The 18,301-nt window shown below is 57.3% G+C and carries 14 protein-coding genes; 1 reads left to right on the top strand and 13 read right to left on the bottom strand.

Going from position 1 to position 18,301, the window contains the following annotated elements:
- Positions 1-10: 10 nt before the first annotated feature.
- From vasI to tssB, 12 genes are read right to left on the bottom strand one after another with little or no spacing between them, the layout of a single operon-like run.
- Positions 11-664: a type VI secretion system-associated protein VasI gene (gene vasI, locus NH395_RS17000; protein ID WP_253026545.1), complete on the bottom strand. Its 654-nt coding sequence runs from the start codon at positions 662-664 to the stop codon at positions 11-13.
- Complete coding sequence (locus tag NH395_RS17005) at positions 661-2,247, bottom strand: sigma-54 dependent transcriptional regulator (RefSeq protein ID WP_253026547.1); 1,587 nt, start codon at positions 2,245-2,247, stop codon at positions 661-663. The genes vasI and NH395_RS17005 overlap by 4 nt, the downstream gene beginning before the upstream one ends.
- 4 nt (positions 2,248-2,251) lie before the next feature.
- Positions 2,252-4,867 (bottom strand): type VI secretion system ATPase TssH, encoded by a 2,616-nt coding sequence (gene tssH, locus NH395_RS17010; RefSeq protein ID WP_253026548.1) that lies wholly within the window; start codon positions 4,865-4,867, stop codon positions 2,252-2,254.
- 8 nt (positions 4,868-4,875) lie between these two features.
- Positions 4,876-5,718, bottom strand: a complete 843-nt coding sequence (gene icmH, locus NH395_RS17015; protein ID WP_253026549.1) for a type IVB secretion system protein IcmH/DotU — start codon at positions 5,716-5,718, stop codon at positions 4,876-4,878.
- Positions 5,719-5,721: 3 nt separating this feature from the next.
- Positions 5,722-7,056 (bottom strand): type VI secretion system baseplate subunit TssK, encoded by a 1,335-nt coding sequence (gene tssK, locus NH395_RS17020; protein ID WP_253026550.1) that lies wholly within the window; start codon positions 7,054-7,056, stop codon positions 5,722-5,724.
- Positions 7,056-7,595, bottom strand: coding sequence for a type VI secretion system lipoprotein TssJ (tssJ, locus tag NH395_RS17025; protein ID WP_253026551.1), 540 nt, complete (start codon positions 7,593-7,595; stop codon positions 7,056-7,058). Before tssJ ends, tssK begins: the two co-directional genes overlap by 1 nt.
- Positions 7,592-8,968, bottom strand: a complete 1,377-nt coding sequence (tagH, locus tag NH395_RS17030) for a type VI secretion system-associated FHA domain protein TagH (protein ID WP_253026552.1) — start codon at positions 8,966-8,968, stop codon at positions 7,592-7,594. The genes tssJ and tagH overlap by 4 nt, the downstream gene beginning before the upstream one ends.
- Positions 8,969-8,971: 3 nt before the next feature.
- Complete coding sequence (gene tssG / locus NH395_RS17035; RefSeq protein ID WP_066319914.1) at positions 8,972-9,994, bottom strand: type VI secretion system baseplate subunit TssG; 1,023 nt, start codon at positions 9,992-9,994, stop codon at positions 8,972-8,974.
- Positions 9,958-11,715 (bottom strand): type VI secretion system baseplate subunit TssF, encoded by a 1,758-nt coding sequence (gene tssF, locus NH395_RS17040; protein WP_253026553.1) that lies wholly within the window; start codon positions 11,713-11,715, stop codon positions 9,958-9,960. Before tssF ends, tssG begins: the two co-directional genes overlap by 37 nt.
- 17 nt (positions 11,716-11,732) lie before the next feature.
- Positions 11,733-12,164, bottom strand: coding sequence for a type VI secretion system baseplate subunit TssE (tssE, locus tag NH395_RS17045; RefSeq protein ID WP_253026554.1), 432 nt, complete (start codon positions 12,162-12,164; stop codon positions 11,733-11,735).
- Between the two features lie 16 nt (positions 12,165-12,180).
- The gene (gene tssC / locus NH395_RS17050; protein ID WP_253026555.1) at positions 12,181-13,665 is read right to left on the bottom strand and encodes a type VI secretion system contractile sheath large subunit; all 1,485 of its coding nucleotides are present in this window, start codon (positions 13,663-13,665) and stop codon (positions 12,181-12,183) included.
- A gap of 55 nt (positions 13,666-13,720) precedes the next feature.
- On the bottom strand, positions 13,721-14,230 hold the full coding sequence (gene tssB, locus NH395_RS17055; protein WP_066319911.1) for a type VI secretion system contractile sheath small subunit: 510 nt from the start codon (positions 14,228-14,230) through the stop codon (positions 13,721-13,723).
- A 566-nt stretch (positions 14,231-14,796) separates the two neighbouring features.
- Between tssB and NH395_RS17060 the strand changes: the two genes are divergently transcribed.
- Complete coding sequence (locus tag NH395_RS17060; protein WP_066319883.1) at positions 14,797-15,315, top strand: Hcp family type VI secretion system effector; 519 nt, start codon at positions 14,797-14,799, stop codon at positions 15,313-15,315.
- A 62-nt stretch (positions 15,316-15,377) separates the two neighbouring features.
- Here NH395_RS17060 and polA read toward each other — a convergent pair whose 3' ends face one another.
- Positions 15,378-18,143, bottom strand: a complete 2,766-nt coding sequence (gene polA, locus NH395_RS17065; protein ID WP_253026556.1) for a DNA polymerase I — start codon at positions 18,141-18,143, stop codon at positions 15,378-15,380.
- Positions 18,144-18,301: the final 158 nt, after the last annotated feature.

Consider the following 18,301-nt stretch of genomic DNA (forward strand, 5'->3'; position numbering starts at 1 on the left):
GATGACTCCTTTACCAGCGACACGCATCGCGCAGTGGTTGAATATCCTCACGAAGGCCTGATACATCAAAGCGCAGCCCGTCCAAGGCACTCTCATCACTGCGTAATGTCAGTTCCTCAGCACCAAGTAATTGGCGAAGGGTATCGATGGCTGGTAAACCGCGGCCGCCGCTAACCACCTGCCCGCCGTCACGAACCCGCCACTGCTGCTCAATGACGCCTCCATGACCGCTAAGCTCAAGCGTCACTCGGGCACTATCAATGGCTACCGGCATATGCAGTTGAAACCGGGTAATCAGATTTTCACAGGCCATCACCATGACGGGCCTGGGTGGTGTCGTGCCTAATGCGGGCACACTGATCAGCACGTCGCTACCCATTTCGCGTACGGTCAACCCCATGTCGTCGCCGGCGCGCGCCGCCTCCTGGCGTTCAATGGCGTGCCATAACGCGGGCAGCTCACTGGTGTCACCGCTTGGCGTTGGCGTTTTAAACAGCGCGTCGTAGCAGTTCAGGCGCTCTAAACGAGAGGATTCCTCGGCACATGCCTGGGCCTTTTCCAGCAACGCTGTGCGACCTTCTGCGCGAGAGGGGTGGCTTAATAGCGTTAATAGCACCAGCAAACCACCGGCTAAGACGTGGCGGTTTAACAACATCGTGTTCATTTGGTATCCAGTTCTAATAGCTGGCATTTATGGGCCAGGGTTCGCTTGGGTAAACCGAGGCTTTCTGCTACCTGGGCACGATTGCCCCCGAACCGCCGCAAACGTTGGCGAATAATGGCGGACTCGACATCGCGCAGGGCCTGGCGCAGGTCATCAATGTCATCGGGTAGTGCGAATCCAGCGTCTTCCGTCACCTCCGATGAGGCTTGATCGCTTTGCTCACCCGGCAACAGGTAAGCGTCGATATCAGCGCCCTGAGGCGTCATGGCGCAGGCATAATCGATCACGTTTTTTAGTTCGCGAACGTTGCCCGGGTAATCGCGGCGATACAGCAGGCGCAGTGCGGCGGGGGTAATACCCATTTCGTCACGTGCTTCGCGTTCACAAAAGTCGCGAATAAAGGACTGGGCTAACGTGGCAATATCGTCGCGCCGTTCACAAAGTGGTGGCAATGCAAGGGGGAACTGGCCTAACCGGTAGTAAAGGTCTGCGCGGAACCGCCGCTCACGAATCTGTTCACGTAGCGGTTGATGCGTAGCCGCCACCAGGCGCAAATTCGCGCAGCGTTCTTCACTGGCCCCGAGCGGTCGGTAGCGGCCACTTTCCAGCACACGCAACAGTTTCGCTTGCAGGGCTAACGGCATATCACCGATTTCATCAAGAAATAACGTGCCCCCGTCCGCTTGGCTGATGAGTCCTTCGCGGGCCTGGTCGGCCCCGGAAAAAGCTCCCTTGGCATGGCCAAAAAGCTCCGACTCAAGCAGCGCTTCGGGAATGGCGGCACAGTTAATCGCCATGAAGGGACCTTTTGCCCGTCCTGAAAGCTGATGGATAGCCCGTGCCACCCGGTCCTTGCCCGTGCCGGTTTCACCCTGGAGGAGGACTGCCAGATTTGTTTCGGCCGCACGCACCACATGCCGACGCAGTGCTTGCATGGCTGACGACTGACCCAGCAGGTCGTCGGCGAGCTGGTCGGCCAGTGCCTGGCGACGGGCACCATCGTTGAGCTTGGCAAGCGAATCTTGCAGCAGGCGGGAGCGCTGACGCTCCCCCTGCTCCCGGGCCAATCGGGCCCATACACGGCACAGCAAGGCATCAAACGCCACCATGCCGGGGTCTGCCGTCAGGCTGCTTAGCCTTGCCTGGGTACCTACCAACACCATCACTCCCAGCCAGATGGGGTCGTTGTCGGCCGCCCGCAAGGGGCGGATGTGCAGGTACGAGCCTGCGCCAAGTGCGGCCACCTGTTGCTGGAAAGTGGCATCATCCAGGCGCGTGCGTGCATCGGCGACGCTCAGGGTCAATGCTTTGCCGCTGCGAATGACGTGGGCATAGGGGTGCTTGAAATCGCTGCAATCAAACTGCCCGTCGTCGCCATCTCGCCCCAGCCAGCGGCCGCTGCCATCGATATACAGGCATTCGGCCGATGCCAGCCCCAGGTGGTCTTGCAGCAGTTGGGCTGCTCGCTGGCGCAACATCGACGTTGAGCGACTTTCCACCAGCATCAATGCCAATGGCATAGCCGCCAGTTCAGCTGATAACGCGCTCTTGGCAGAGGATGTGGCATCGGCAGCAGACGTCATGGTGTCAGGCGACCTCCGCAGTAAAGCTGCCGTGGTCAGGATCGACCCCCAACACAACGCTGGCCACGCTTTCACGACGCGCCATCCGCTCAAGCAGTGCACGGGAGAGCGGCGGTAGCAACTCGCCGTCGATCACCGACTCCAGCATGCGCGCGCCATTTTCACTACGCGTTGCCCGGGCGCAGATCGCCTCGACCAGCGCGTCATCCAGTACCACATCTGCCTGACGGTGGCGTTCGCGGATGCGCGCCGCCAGGGTGGCAAGCTTGGCATTGACGATAGCGCGGAGGGTATCGCCCTCTAGCGGTAAGTAAGTCACCACTTCCATACGTGCCAGCAGAGCCGGCTTGAAGAAGTCGGCCAACTGCGGATAGAGCGCATCGTCGAGTGCCGCGGGGTTGTAACGGTGAGTGACAATGGTTTCATAACCCAGGTTGGAGGTGAGGAAGAAAAGCACGTTCTTGCAGTCGATCAGTCGGCCTTCCCCATCCGCCAGCTCGCCTTTATCAAACGCCTGGTAAAACAGATTCAGCACATCGGGGTGGGCTTTTTCCACTTCGTCCAGCAGAACGACCGAATAAGGGCGCTGACGAATCGCCTCTGTCAGTAGCCCACCTTCACCAAAACCGACATAACCGGGCGGCGAGCCGATAAGGCGGGATACGGTGTGCTTCTCCTGATACTCGGACATGTTGATCGTGGTAAGAAATTGGCGACCGCCATACAACTGGTCGGCGATCTGTACCACGGTTTCGGTCTTGCCTACCCCACTGGGGCCAACGAGCAGGAAGGCACCCAGCGGCCGACCAGGGCGACGCAGATCGGCACGCGCGGTCAGTAGATGACGGTGGATGCGCTCAATGGCAGCCTCTTGTCCCTGAATCATGTCACTCAGATAGGCAGGTAACGCTGTCAACCGCGTTAATTCATCGCTGGTCATCCGCTCAACCGGCACGCCGGTCCAGTCGCCAATCACCTGGGCAATTTGCGCTTCTTCAACGCTTGGATTGACCAGGGTAAAGGTCTGCTGCAGGTCGGCTAGCTGCTGTTCACGCGCCGCCAGTTCGGCATGCAAGGAAGAAGAAAGCGGGTCTTCGGCATGGCTGTCGTCATCGAGTAGTTGGCGGTGCAAGGCGACGATGGCATCGACACATTCACGCTGCTCGCCCCAGGCCGCTTCCAGCGTCGCCAGTTCATCGTCAAGCTTGGCTAAACGCTCGTCGAGTTCCTGACGACGCGCTACGTCGACGTCTCGACCCAGTAGCGTTTCACGAGCAAGCTGGTCGCGTTCGCGCAGCGCCGCGGTATGCTCGCTTTGTAGATGGCTGAGTTTTCGCGGCGGTGTATCAAGCGTTTGTGCCAGTCGCGTGCAGGCAGTATCCAGCACGTCGATCGCCTTATCCGGCAATTGCCGACCGGCCAGGTAGCGGGCGGACAGCGCCGCTGCCGCTCTTAGGCCACTGTCGCCAATCAGGACGCCGTGGGCCTGTTCATAGACATCCCGTAAGCCCCGCAGGATTACCAGGGCTTGATCAATACTGGGCTCAGACAGCGTGACAGGTTGAAAGCGCCGCGAGAGCGCCGGGTCTTTTTCAAAGTATTTCTTGTACTCCCGCCAAGTAGTGGCGGCGATGGTGCGCAGCTCCCCTCGCGCCAGTGCGGGCTTGAGCAAATTGGCCGCATCCCCCCCGCCTTCCTGGTTACCAGCGCCAATCAGAGTATGCGCTTCATCAATAAACAACAGTGTCGGACGCGGTGCGTTCTTGACCTCATCAATAACGGCTTTAAGTCGTTTCTCAAACTCACCTTTGACAGCCGCCCCGGCTTGCAGGGCCCCAAGGTCCAGCGCAAGCAGCTCGACATCGGCAAGCGCCGCAGGCACCTGACCGGCCACAATGCGCGACGCGAGACCTTCAACGACAGCACTTTTGCCGACCCCGGCATCGCCAATCACGATGGGATTGTTTTTGCGTCGACGCCCAAGGATATCGAGCATCTGGTCGATCTCAGGGTCGCGTCCCAATACAGGGTCGAGCGTGCCTTGACGCGCCTGCTCGGTGAGCGACGTGGCAAAACGGGCCAGCGCACTGTCGTCAGTATCAGCGGGCACTTGGCGTGGGTGCCCCGTTACCTCGTCCTGGGGAGCCTCGGCTGAATGCGCGGTTATCGGATCCAAATGTCGGCGCAGGCTTTCCCGATTGATGTCGGCCAGCAGCCTTACCACACCTGCCCCCAGATAGCGTTCCGGGTTATGCAGCAGTGCGGTAAATACAGCGCCGCTTCGCAGGGTTGGGTGCTGATACTCGGTGGAAGCAAGTAACCAGGCATCTTGAAGCAGCTCGACCAAAAGCGGTGAAAAGCTCGGCGTCGCCACCTCTACCTCGCGGGGCGGGCGTGTTTCTTCCGCCAACTGCGCGCGTAACGGTGCAATATCCATATCCAGGTGTTCACATATGGCGCGGACATCGCACAGCGGCTGATCCAGCATGGCTTGCAACAAATGCCCCACCGTCACCTCGGGCGCCTGCTGTTGCGCGCACAGTAACGCGGCCTGCTCTAGGCCTTGGCGAGCAATCGTATTAAGACGGCCAATCAGCGCTGGTAGCTCTACCCTGAGCATGGTTTCTCCTAACGGTAAAGTTGATTAAGTAGCGAGGTAATTTGTGCCGCCTGTTGGTCCAGCGACCAGGAAAAGCCCCAATAAACGCCGACCATGGCGATACCAAACAGCGCAAAGATGCCCCAGGTAGGGAAATGGGTAGAACGGCGTTGATGCCCCTGCACGACATTATCGAGGGGGTGGGTTAACGCTTCTTCACCTGGTTCCTCCAGGCTGTTTAACTGGTCACCCAAGGCCCTGACAACTTGCTCATACTCCTCGCGACCGTGAGACATCACCCGGTAACGACCTTCGAACCCCAGGCACAGGCAAAGGTAAATGAACGCCAGCATATCTCGGTAGCGTTGGGGTTCTTGCTGGAGGCGGGCAAGAATCGAAAACACTTTTTCGCCGCCCCAGGTTTCGTTATGAAAACGGGTCAACAGCGAGTGTTCGGCCCATTTACTTTGCCGCCCCCAGGGCATGCCCATCACGGCCTCGTCGATAAATGAACACAGCACATAGCGATAGGCGAGAAGCGTGGCACGGTCATAGCCCTGCTCGGTCAGCTCGATTTCAATCGCAGCGATTTCATCGACAACCTGACGGTAAAGGCGCTCAATATCGCCCGCCTGATCCAGTTGCCGCACCCTGACCACCATGCCCAGCAGGCTGCTGGCCGCATCAACCAATGGATTCAGGTTATGGCCGCGCAGGCGGAACCAATAATCCTCATCAGCATCCAGCTGCTCGGCGTGGCTATGAATCAAATGCTCCAAACCACGCTCGTTAATTAGATCCTCATGACGCACGCTGTCATTAGGTGCCTGGGAATGGCTCAAGCTGTGCGAATCGGTGGCAAGCTGCTGCATGGTTTAACTCCTGATAGCCCAGAACTGCATTTCCAGCCCTGGAAATTCACCGGCGACGTGAAAAGCGAAGCCGCTGGCACCGTTGAGCATGCCCCACGCCTCGCTTTGACGGTCGAGCTGGAAATAGCTATAGCCAGCGTGATAGGGCAGTTCGCGGGGAGCCACCGGTAACGGCTCAAGCGGAATGCCGGGTAGCTGAAGGCTGATGAGATCGCGGATTCGCTCGACGCTCGCCACCTTGGTTTGCTGTAAAAACAGCTTGCGTAGCCGTTCATTGGGCATGTCGGCGCGCACGGCGAGAATGAACTCCGCAGATTCGATCAGGCTCAGGTCAGACAGCGGTGCCACTAGCAGGCCATAGCGTCGTGTCTGCAGCTGGATAGCCACGGCACGAGGTTCGAGCACCGTCGACAGCGCCTGGCGAAGCATTTTCATCAACGGATGAAAGGCCCCTTCGGGGTGATCGTGGTCGTAGGCAGGACACTCTGGGGGCAGCCGTGATTCGTCAGTAAAGGTGACGAGTTCACAGGCCACTTCATGCATGGTGTCGTAAAGTCGCTCAGGGTGCAGTTGACCCAACCGAGCGAGGTGCTGAAAACGCGGCTGGGCGCGGTTAAGCAGTTGCAGCAACATAAAATCGGAGACATCAGCGACGCCTGCCTGATGCGGCGTGGACAGGCGCTGGGCAATGTTACGCGCGCGTTCGCGCATCAACCCGGCCATTTCGCCCACAAAGCGCTGCAACCCAGGTGCCGCTTGCACGTTGAGCAGGGTTGGCAAGAACTGCTCATCAAGTACCAGGCTGCCGTCAGGGCGACGCTCAACAATGCGCGCAACGGCGAGGCAGGCGTAGCCGCTGCGGTCATCGCGTTCGAGTAGCAAGCGGGGCGACACCCGAGCGACATTGATATCGGTGGACACGCCCTCCTGCGAATGCAGATCACGCACGCTGCGCGACAATAACCGGTAGCGCGCCGGCAAGTTGTCTTCAGGCCAACGCACTTCGCCGATGCCATCGGTTGCCAGCGGCAGGCCAAGGTACACAATCTGATTGGTAATACTGGCATCGCTGATTTCCAGCGGCGCAGGCTCAACGTCATCGCCTGGCAGATGAAACGCCACGCCGTCGGGCATGACGCCACTTGCCCGACTGATGGCGATGCGGCCAAAACTGAGGAATTCATTATTGAGTTCCAGCGAGAGGAAGCCGTATAAATAATGGCTTACCCCCTTTAAGCGCGTATCCAACACCCCTTCCAGGCTGCGCTGCTGTTGCTGGAAGTGCTGAGGCTTAATGAATAAGCCCTCGCTCCAAACCACACGATTCCGGCTGGCCATTACCCCTCCTTCCTTAACTCAACTTCGCTGTCACGGAGGTGAACCAGCAGGTGATAGTGTTCGCCACGGCTTTTCACCTTGACGACCTTCTTCCATTCCGCCTCATTGGGGGAGGCGTAATACGCAATCAGCCCGATATAGCGAGTGTTTTCATCAACCTCAAAGGGCGCGTAGAACTTCCATTGCTCCGGCAGCAACGTAAAGTCATCGTGGGCCAGGTAATTCGTGCCCAGGGTGTCTTCCAGGTCGTTTTCCAACTGACCTAAATCCGCGGCCATTAGCATTGAATCATCTTTCAACTGCAGGACTTGGAAGCGAAGCGGTGTCCCCTCGCCTTCCACGTTAGGGTTCACGTCGGGTTCCGCCAGCATGCTGAGGTCAACCTTGGTAGGCTGATCGCCGGGATAACCCACCGGGATGTCGGGGTCCTTCATGACCTGCCAGGCTTTACTGGTGGCTTCCCGAGTCGACGCGCAGCTTGTCAGCAGCAAGGTGAGACAGAGCAGTCCGACAAGCCTTGCGATACCTGGCGCAGTCATGCGTCCTCCCGCTGCTGGCGACGCACAGACTGGTCGTAGGCTTGCTCAAACACCTCCCAAAACAGCTTTTGAAACCCCTGCTGCCGGTCAGAATTCAGTTCACGGTAATAGTGGTCATACATTTCCCACGCCCAGCCACTTTCGTTATCGATACGATTTCCGGCGCCGCGATAGGCATGAAAGCGTTTAAGCAGCGCCTCGGGGGAAAAGGCGTCCAGAATGGCGCTCAATGCGTGGCCAATGGCGTCTTCGACCGCCGCTTGGTGCTGGCCTTGGTGACGCAAACTCTCGGCCACGGCTTCCGGTGCCGAGAGGTGCACTGGACTGCGGGACGCTGACAGCATGGTTTCAGCCGTCTCCTCAAAAGACTGTCCCAGGCGCAGCGGATTGTCTTCGATCGGTTGCAGGCGCCGATCACGTAGCGGGTACTTACTGTCATTTTGGGTCTGCTGTAATACCCGCAGTCCGTCGATGGCGGCACGCAGGGTTTGGCCCGCTTCTTCCAGGAAAGCTTGTTGCTCTTCACTGTCCCGAAAAGGCAGGTCAATCCCCAATCCCCGCAGTAATGGGTCAGCACCAACATGGCTTAGCGAGCGCGACGTTGGCTTTTGCCAACGGTCTTCCAATTGCTCACCCACCGAGCGTTCCAGGTCGTCTAATTGCCGCTCATCCATGTCATTGCTCCTGTGTGTTTTTTGGCCGTTAATTGAGGGTATGTCTGGCAGGCTCACCGCCTCGCGACGGCGTTCTTGCTGAGCCCATTGCTGATATTCATGGCGCTGAGAAACAGGCAGGGTATCGACCGACTCCAACATGGCCGGTCTGGGAACATCGTCTTCCAACGCCACCATCGGGTCGTGCTGCAACGACCCGGGAATGACGCCGCCCAGCGCTTCGATAGGATCTTGGCGCTGCGGTTGCTCACGACTGGGACCGTGGCTCCCCACCGGCGACGCATGTCCGTGAACGGTGACGTCTTCGTGCTCCTCATCAACCAGAGTAGCGAGGGAGTGCGCACCAGGCTGCCAGGACTGACGATCGCCAAGATGCACTTTCAAGCGGTACTCACCGATCAACAGCTCGTCTCCGTCACGCAGCGCCACCTTCCGTCCACGCCCCAAAGGCAAGGTCGAGCGGTTGATGAAGGTTTGCCCACTGCTATCGATGAGGCAAAACTTCCCGTCAATTCTGGTAATGTCAGCATGACCTGGCCGAATACGCCCTCTATGGTCTTGCAGCAGCCAGTTATCGTGCGCGCCGCTGCCCAAGGTGCCACCGCCGCCACGGAAGACGAAGCTGCTGGTCGAGCGCCCTTCGAGCGCTTCACTGTTGATGACCACCAGGGTGATGGCATCGGTCTGAATGGCATTCATGGCTTAACTCGTCATTTGGATGCGCACGCGGCGACGACTAGGGTTATCACCGCTCTCTGGGTCGACAAAGGTGGTCCAGCCAAGCTGGCACGAACCACCATCCCCCAGACGCATGGGTTTGACAGCGCTGGGCAACAGCTCAAGTTCAAGGTCATAGGCCAGCGGCTCACGCAGTACAAAACTCACCAGCGTTTTCAAAGGATGGTGCTCCTCACCGTCGGGCAAAAAGTCTCTAAAACGAGATAGGCTCAAGCCCCGTAAGCACAGCGCGAATTTGCCCTTGACGTCGGCAACACGCTCCCCGGCCACCACGTTCTCGCCCAAGGTCATACCAGCAAGGCCCGCGCGGCTTCTTTGATCGGGGGGTATGTCGACCCAACGCAACACCCATTCATCAACCTCTACCTGATCCAGGTCAAAACAGTGACCGACAATGCCGCATACCACGTCGGGAGAACGCGAGCGGCCTGCCAGCAGACCTGCGTAGGCCAGCATCTTGCTCCAGTTGATCGGTGTCTCGCCGCGTAGATCACCGTCGGCCAGCCCCACCAACGCAAAAATCGCCGCTGAAAACCCATCCTTGGCATCATCCTGGTAACGCACGTAGTGGCGGTATTTGCGCCAATTGCGGTGCATCAGGGTTAGCAGGCGATGATTAAAAAAATCCAGGAAATCGCCCGCTGCCCCTTCCTGGTGTGCTGACTCATGGGCCAGCGCTTCAAGGTAATAGCTTGGGAGCGGCGACTGGGCGCCCTGCAGCCCCAGAAAGCTGACCTTCATCTCGTACTGGCCACTTTCGTTCATCGCCAGATTCAGCACATCGCTACCGGGGAAACCCAATGAAGCCGATGCCTTGAAGCGCACGCGCTGCCGTGAAGGCACGCTACCGCCAGGCCCCTGCTCTAAATCATCGCCATGATGACGGTGCAGGAGCTCAACCAGCTGGAAAAACTCGTAACGTCTCGCCTCCTTAATGAGAGGCGCTAGCGCTACATCAGGGGCTGCTGCCCCGCCTGTAAACTCCATGTGTAGCGCTCTTGGTTATGTCGATTAACAACATGCAACTCATGAAAAGAGTTGATACTGGCGTAAAGAGAGAAAAACCGCGCCAGCACACTGCCAAACAGGTACAAACTGCCTTCATCACCAAAGGCGTCCTGATCCAAGGTCATCACTGAGCGAAGGCCACGTATGGGCATCCCTTTGCGCAGCCGATCAACCGACTGCGTTTCGATATCAACGATGCCTGCCCATCTTTTTTGGGCAATGCGCTCTGCTTGACGATCGACAAGCGCGCGAAAGTCATACGCTCGCAGCACCGAACACAGGGCATCACGCTCCAGTAACGAGAGGTAGTTGAGCGACAGATTGGAGATCAGCATCCAGAGCAGTCCATCATCCAGTGCGGGTCGCAACACAGGCGTCGGACGGGTGATATTGCGAAAATCGGCATAGGCAGGACTGCTCTCAGTCGGCACGCAAACATCGCCCACCGTCAGTTGCTCTGGCAGTTCACGATTGCTGCAAGTCAACTGCAATGAGATCGTTTCACGGCTTTCAAGGTGTGCCTGCTCGTCGCCCCGAATAAAAGCGATATCGTGGTCAAAGCCATCGCTACGCAGGCTGTCACGCACTCGTAAACGGTAATAGAGGGCTTCGCGCCCCCGGTCGCGCTCTATTTGATGTTGAAAACTTTCAAAGGGCACGTAGCGCCGGGGCTCACCCTGTTGGCCTGCCCGACCTACCCAACCGTGAACATTGTCCACACTGAACACCTCGTAATGCGACGGTGAGCGTGTGCTTGGACGCAGACGATACTCGCTACGCTCACCACTCAGATCGATCGGCTCGGCATCGTGGCTGAACAAGTTAATCGCCGGTGTGCAATAAAGCGCCAGGTGTTCATCCTGAACCCGTACATCCGTCGGCAGGGTGCGCGAAAACTCAAAACGTAACGTGACCCTTTCCGCGGGCCTTGGCGGTAAGTACTGGTTCAGCCTTGTGACATCGAAGAAGTGAAACGCTTCGGGAAAGCAAAGGTACTCCTGCAAAATCCGATAGCCCTGATGCACATTACGGGGGTAGGGCAATAGCGCCTGATCACGCTCAAAACCGACTGCTTGAAGTGCATCGGCGGGCAGGGATTGCTGCCAGCCATCAACGTCCAACTCGACGCGTGTCAGGTAATGGTTAAGCCATAGGTACAACGTCCTTGCCGTATAGGCATCGCCGCCTAGATGCAGCCGCAACGACTCAATCCCCATGGCGTCCATCGGCTGGTCGCTGTGCACATCCATCGCCAGCTCGACCACTGAGGCTTCACGAGTATGCCGTGCGCTCACACCACTATGAGCTAGCGGGTATAGCGTTACGTCGTGACAGGTGCGGAATAAACAGGCGGTATTTTCCACGGGCGTGCTGGCAAGCGACGTACCTCTTGCAACGGGCTGCTGATGGCTTAACGCATGCCACGCTGGGGTAAATTGCACGACCGTCATGCTGGGCACGGGCCGCAGATAGTTCGGCCACAGCATGCTGATAAGCGAATGAGTGAGCTCAGGAAACTCGTCTTCCACTTTCTCCCGCATACGACCGGTTAAAAAGGCAAACCCTTCCAGCAGGCGCTCGACGTCCGGGTCGGTACTACGTTCAGACAGGAAGCGGCTTAGGCCTGGGTTTGCTTGTGCAAACTCCCGCCCCTGACGCTTCAGAAAGTTGAGTTCATCTCGATAATAGCGATTGAGCATGCGTGCCCCTCAGCCCATCAGTTGAGACACTGATAACGCTTGTTGTTAAGCAACAGGTCGATGGTGGTATGGGCACTCGCTTTCCCAAGCGCAACAGTGGCATGGACTTGAAAACGCAGTTGCAATGGATCGCCTGCACTGGGCAAAGCCTCAACATCCACGCGTTTTACCCGCGGTTCGAAGTGCTCAATGCATTGCCGGATCGCCTGCTGGATGCTGAGCTCCAGGTCGAGTACGCCGATCGTGGCATCGTTAAAATCCAGCAACCCCAATTCTGGCGCGCAGGCGCAATTCCCCGGATGACTGTTCAGCAATTCCACCAGATGGCGCTTGATGGACTCAACGACCTCTTCAAGCCGACCGTCTTCTTCGTAACTCACCGGTTGATGAGGTGCAGCCAGACGCTCGAACAAGCGAGTGCCTAATAGCCCGTTGCTGTTAGCTGCCATCGACCTGCCGTCCCTATTATTCCTTGTCGAGACGCCCGACGAGTGATAGCTCGAAGTTAGCTCCCATGTATTTAAAATGCGGCCTAACCGCCATTGAGACCTGATACCAGCCCGGATCGCCCTCTACATCCGACACCTGAATAGAAGCCGCACGGAGTGGGCGCCGACTACGCACATCGGCAGGCGGGTTCTCTTGGTCAGCGACGTATTGGCGAATCCAGGTGTTGAGCTCACGCTCAAGATCCTGACGCTCTTTCCAGGAGCCGATCTGCTCGCGCTGGAGCACTTTCACGTAGTGCGCCAAGCGATTGATGATGAACATGTAAGGCAGTTGGGTGCCCAGCTTGAAGTTGGTTTCCGCCGCCTTGCCTTCGGCCGTGTTGGGAAACACCTTGGGCTTTTGCACCGAGTTGGCCGAAAAGAAGGCCGCGTTGTCGCTGCCTTTACGCATGGTCAGCGAAATGAAGCCCTCTTCGGCCATTTCAAATTCGCGACGATCCGTAATCAGCACTTCGGTGGGAATTTTGGCCTGTAGCTGACCAAAGGCTTCATAGGTGTGAACGGGCAGGTTTTCGACCGCACCACCGCTTTGCGGGCCGATGATATTGGGGCACCAGCGGTATTTAGCGAAGCTGTCCGTCAGACGTTCGGCGAGCAGGTAGGCGGTGTTGCCCCATAAATAATGCTCGTGGTCTTCGCTGACCGTTTCCCGGTAGTTGAACGTCTTGACGGGATTTTCGACCGGATCGTAGGGCGTGCGCAGCAGGAAGCGCGGCGCCGTCAGCCCGAGATAACGCGCGTCTTCTGACTCGCGCAGACTGCGCCATCGTGCGTATTTGGGGCCTTCGAAAATCGCCTTGAAATCCTTGATGTTGGGCAGCTCTTCGAAGCTCTCGATACCGAAGAACGACGGCGCTACCGATGACATAAAGGGGGCGTGCGCCATGGCGCCCACCGCGGCGGTATGCTGCAGCAACTTCATGTCAGGAGTGGAAGGCGAAAAATCGTAATGACCGATTATTCCGGCTACCGGCTCGCCACCAAACTGACCATAACCCGCATTATAAACATGATGATAGAGGCCGCTCTGACTGATTTCCGGCGCGAACTCGAAGTCTTCCAGCAGCTCTTGCTTGGTGGCATGCAGCACATCGAGCTTAATATTCTCACGAAAATCGGTGCGGTCGACGAGAAGCTTCAGACCTCGCCAGGCTGACTCGAGCTCCTGAAATCCCGGCTCATGCAAAATCTCATCGACTTGATGGCTGATCTTGCGATCCAGCTCAACGATCATGTTATCGACCAGCGACTTATTGACACTAGGCGTTGCTTCACTGCCTTTAAGCAACTCAGAAATAAACGCTGCCACACCCTGTTTGGCGACGTCATACCCTTCATCGGCTGGTGCCATGCGGGTCTGGGCCATTACCTGATCGAGCAGCGAAACATCCTCTGATTCTGTCTCTGCCGCCGTAGTCTGCTGCTTTGCTGTTTTACTCATCATTCCGCCCCGAATTCGCTGAAACGCACGCTTTAAAGATCTATCTGACTAAGCGTTACTCGCCTTTGCCCTGGGTATCCAGCAACGCCAGCTCATCCAGCAACTGCTGTCGAGCCTCATCGCTTTCCAACAACTTCTGCAGACGATCACGGAAGGCAGGAACATTGCCCAGCGGCCCTTTCAGAGCCACCAGGGCTTCGCGCAACTCGACCAACTGGCGCAACTCTGGCACTTGCTTGGCAACCGAATCAGGTGAGAAATCGCTGAGCGATTTGAAGGACAGATCCACCGCCATGTCGCCCGACTCTTCGCTGTCGTCAGCGAGGCGGTTAGGCACCGACGCCTGCAGGGTTAGACCTGCCTCGCGCATGACCGACTGAAAGTTGTTTTTATCAACGGAAACGGCTTGCCGCTCTTCTATCGGCGCCTCTTCCTCTTTGCCCTTAAAATCGCCCACAACCAGCAGCTTGAGCGGCAACTCAGTCTCCGCCTGCTGGTCACCAGTCGCCGGTACATACTTGATATTGATGCGCTCTTTGGGCGCAACAGTGCCTTGTTTAGCCATGGTGGTTCGCTCTGCCCCGGAGCCTAACAAAAGGCTTCCTACAACTGTGAATGGTTATTAATCCCGGGAATTTAGCGGACTTGACCAATAGCCGCCAACCCGGACATTGAGCAACGACGAGCCACTTCCATCCAGCTGGCTTACAAGACTTTGGAGCTTTTCCTGAATTTCGGCGCTTTTGACTTCCATTTCACTTCAGAAAAACAAAGCCCAAAAATCCCATGTAAGAAATATCTTACATATGAATGGTCAATCTCTTATAAAAATGGACCGCTTTTTCCTACAAACCCACTTATCTTTTATTGCGTAAAGACCAATCTGATCGCTAATCAAAGAAAAACAATACAATAAAAAACACCAATAAAAGACCGGGCAAGATACCGCCACAAGGAGCAAAGACTTGCTTAAAACCAGGCAAATAATTGCCTAATTAAAATTAACAAAATGCGATAACAAAATTAAATTATTGAAATAAAAATAAAATTTATTTTAGGCATGATAGTTGCTGTCTTAAAGCGCCCACACTGGGTGTTTTTCTTTTACTTATTCCGTCAAGGAGCAGACTTATGCCAACCCCATGTTATATCAGCATCGAAGGGCAGTCTCAGGGCAACATTACGGCAGGCGCATTCACTCCCGACTCGGTCGGCAACATCTATGTCGAAGGTCACGAAGATGAAATGCTGGTGCAGGAATTCAAGCATGTGGTAACGGTTCCCACCGACCCACAGTCTGGCCAGCCTTCCGGTCAGCGCGCCCACAAACCCTTTGTGTTTACCGTAGCGCTGAACAAGGCCGTTCCATTGATGTACAACGCGCTGGCATCCGGTGAAATGCTGCCCAACGTCGAGCTCAAGTGGTACCGCACGTCGGTAGAGGGTAAGCAGGAGCATTTCTTCACCACGTCGCTAACCGACGCCACCATCGTGGATATCAACCTGCGCATGCCGCACGCCCAGGACGTCACCAAGTCTGAGTTTACTCAGTTGATGGACGTATCCCTGTCTTACCGCAAGATTGATTGGGAGCATACTGTCGCGGGCACATCAGGGTCTGACGACTGGCGCGCCCCCATCGAGAGTTAATCCCTTCACCATGCGTCGCCTTTGAAGGCCGCGCATGGGTTCATATCGATAGCTCACCCGCTTCAATGAGCCTCATCCCAGTTGTCACCGCTTTCCGCTTCCACAATCAACGGCACGCTCAACTGCGCGGCACCCTGCATACGCTGCTGCACCTGCTTGATAAAGCTCTCTACCTGAGACTCGGCGACTTCAAACACCAGTTCGTCATGCACCTGCATGACCATTAGCGCATCAAACTCGCCCTCTGCCAGCCAGGCATCCACATCGATCATCGCCTGCTTGATGATATCCGCCGCGGTGCCCTGCATGGGCGCGTTGATCGCGGTACGCTCTGCACCCTGACGGCGGTTGCGGTTTTGCGAGTGAATTTCCGGTAAGTAAAGGCGGCGCCCTCTTACGGTCTCCACATAGCCGTCCTCCGCCGCCTGGCTGCGAATACGGTCCATGTAACGCGCTACCCCTGGGTAACGGTCGAAGTAGCGATCGATATAGGTCTGCGCCTGATTACGCTCGATATGCAGCTGGCGTGACAGGCCCCAGGCGCTCATGCCGTAGATCAAGCCGAAGTTGATCGCCTTGGCGCTACGCCGCTGATCGCCGGAGACTTTCTCAAGCGACGTGCCAAACACCTCTGCGGCCGTGGAAGTGTGAATATCGCGGCCTTCCGCAAACGCTGCCAGCAGGCCTTTATCTTCCGACAGGTGGGCCATGATGCGCAGCTCGATCTGCGAGTAGTCGGCCGCCACAATACGGTAGCCGGGGCGAGCCACGAACGCCTGGCGGATCTTGCGCCCTTCTTCGGTGCGGATGGGGATGTTCTGCAGGTTGGGGTCGGACGACGACAGCCGCCCAGTGGCCGTCACCGCCTGGTGGTAGCTGGTGTGTACACGCCCGGTGGCTTTGTTCAAAAGACGCGGCAGCTTGTCGGTGTAGGTGGACTTCAACTTGGCCAGCCCCCGATGTTGCATAATGACCTTCGGCAACGGGTAATCCAGCGCCAGTTCCTCAAGCACGGCTTCGGCCGTAGAGGGCGCGCCCTTGGGGGTTTTCTTGATCACCGGGATTTTCTGTTCTTCGAACAGGATCTGCCCCAGTTGCTTGGGTGACCCCAGGTTGAACTCGCGTCCCGCCAGCTCATACGCCTGGCTTTCCAGCTCGCGAATACGCGATTCCAGCTGCTGGCTATGCGCATGAAGGCGTTCAGCATCCAACGCCACACCATTGCGCTCGATGCGGGACAGCACGCTGATCAACGGCAGCTCCAGATGATCCAGCACCTCGGCGAGGCGGCCTTCGCGTTCTACCTGGGGGCGCAGGGTTTCCTGTAACCGTAGGGTAATATCCACGTCTTCACAGGCGTATGGGGCCGCCTGCTCAAGAGCGACCTGATTGAAGGTCAGCTGTTTGGCGCCTTTACCAGCGATGTCTTCAAACGAAATGGTGCTTTCACCCAGATACTTCAGCGCCAGGGAGTCCATGTCGTGGCGGGTAGCGGTGGAGTTCAACACGTAGGAGGCCAGCATGGTGTCGGCCAGCGGCCCCGCCACGTCAATATCATAGTTGGCCAGCACGGAAATATCGTACTTGAGGTTCTGGCCAATCTTGGTTTTCTGGACGTCTTCCAGCAACGGTTTCAGCGCAGACAATACCGCTTTGCGGTCAAGCTGCGCCGGGGCATCCAGGTAGTCATGGGCCACCGGAATATAGGCGGCTTCCCCCGCTTCCAGCGCCAGCCCAATGCCAACGATTTCGGCATCCATGTAGTTGAGGCTGGTGGTTTCCAGGTCGAAGCAGAAACGCTCCGCTTTGTTGAGGCGTTCTAACCAGGCATCAAACTCACTCTGCTCGACAATCACGTGGTCGTGGCGCTCGCTGGGAGTGGCAACGCTATCATCAGCCGCATTAGCCGGTGCGGGCTCGCCACCCTTCACGTCGTCAACGCCTTCGTCCTTGCCTTCCAGCAGCTCGTTCAGCCACTGCTTGAACTCCATCTCCTTGTAGAGCGCTACCAGCGCTTCCCGGTCGGGGTGGGCAATATCCAGGTCATCCAGCCCCACCGGCAGGTCGCAGTCGACCTTGATGGTGGCGAGCTGGTAAGACAAAAACGCCTGCTCGCGGTGTTCCTCAAGCTTCTTGGGCAACGTCTTGGCCCCACGGAATGACAGCGTTTTTACCCGATCCAGATCCGAATAGATGGTATCCAGCCCACCCCCCATGCCCTGCAGCAATCCTATGGCGGTTTTTTCCCCGACCCCGGGCACGCCGGGAATGTTATCGACCTTGTCGCCCATCAAGGCGAGAAAATCGATGACCAAGGCGGGCGGCAGGCCAAATTTCTGCTCAACGCCCGCTTCATCCAGGGTCTCATCCTTCATGGTGTTGACCAGCGTGATGTGGGCATTGACCAGTTGCGCCATGTCCTTGTCGCCAGTAGAGATCACCGCGTCGCGCCCCGCCTGGGTGGCATGGTGGGCCAGGGTGCCAATCACGTCGTCGGCTTCAACGCCTTCAATACACAGCAGCGGCAGACCAAGGGCTTTCACGCACTCGTGCAGTGGCTTGACCTGGCTGCGCAGGTCGTCGGGCATCGGCGGGCGATGGGCCTTGTAGTCGCTGTACAGGTCATCGCGAAAGGTCTTGCCCGGCGCGTCAAACACGACGGCCATGGGGCTTTCGGGATAATCTTTTATCAGCCGCTTGAGCATGTTCAGCACCCCCTTCACGGCGCCCGTAGGCTGGCCGTTGGAGGTGGTTAGCGGCGGCAGCGCATGAAACGCGCGATACAGGTACGAGGAGCCATCGACAAGCACGATCGGAGCACGGGCCATAACCAAATTCCATTGTTGGCAAACAGTAAGATGTCTGCTTCATGATACGCGTTCAGCGGCCACACTGCAGACCCAAGGTGGCCCGATAACGTTATTCAAGATGACACAATGCTGCCAACTGACGCATCAAGCCGCTACAATAATGGGCTTAGCAACCT

Source organism: Halomonas sp. Mc5H-6, from assembly GCF_024124705.1.
Taxonomy (GTDB): domain Bacteria; phylum Pseudomonadota; class Gammaproteobacteria; order Pseudomonadales; family Halomonadaceae; genus Vreelandella; species Vreelandella subterranea.

Bases quoted from the DNA above. Each gene is read 5' to 3' on its own strand.
- vasI (WP_253026545.1), bottom strand. From the start codon at position 664: ATGAACACGATGTTGTTAAACCGCCACGTCTTAGCCGGTGGTTTGCTG.
- icmH (WP_253026549.1), bottom strand. From the start codon at position 5,718: ATGCAGCAGCTTGCCACCGATTCGCACAGCTTGAGCCATTCCCAGGCA.
- tssE (WP_253026554.1), bottom strand. From the start codon at position 12,164: ATGGCAGCTAACAGCAACGGGCTATTAGGCACTCGCTTGTTCGAGCGT.
- polA (WP_253026556.1), bottom strand. From the start codon at position 18,143: ATGGCCCGTGCTCCGATCGTGCTTGTCGATGGCTCCTCGTACCTGTAT.
- tssC (WP_253026555.1), bottom strand. From the start codon at position 13,665: ATGAGTAAAACAGCAAAGCAGCAGACTACGGCGGCAGAGACAGAATCA.
- tssB (WP_066319911.1), bottom strand. From the start codon at position 14,230: ATGGCTAAACAAGGCACTGTTGCGCCCAAAGAGCGCATCAATATCAAG.
- tssH (WP_253026548.1), bottom strand. From the start codon at position 4,867: ATGCTCAGGGTAGAGCTACCAGCGCTGATTGGCCGTCTTAATACGATT.
- tssJ (WP_253026551.1), bottom strand. From the start codon at position 7,595: ATGACTGCGCCAGGTATCGCAAGGCTTGTCGGACTGCTCTGTCTCACC.
- tssF (WP_253026553.1), bottom strand. From the start codon at position 11,715: ATGCTCAATCGCTATTATCGAGATGAACTCAACTTTCTGAAGCGTCAG.
- tagH (WP_253026552.1), bottom strand. From the start codon at position 8,968: ATGAATGCCATTCAGACCGATGCCATCACCCTGGTGGTCATCAACAGT.
- NH395_RS17060 (WP_066319883.1), top strand. From the start codon at position 14,797: ATGCCAACCCCATGTTATATCAGCATCGAAGGGCAGTCTCAGGGCAAC.
- tssG (WP_066319914.1), bottom strand. From the start codon at position 9,994: ATGGAGTTTACAGGCGGGGCAGCAGCCCCTGATGTAGCGCTAGCGCCT.
- NH395_RS17005 (WP_253026547.1), bottom strand. From the start codon at position 2,247: ATGACGTCTGCTGCCGATGCCACATCCTCTGCCAAGAGCGCGTTATCA.
- tssK (WP_253026550.1), bottom strand. From the start codon at position 7,056: ATGGCCAGCCGGAATCGTGTGGTTTGGAGCGAGGGCTTATTCATTAAG.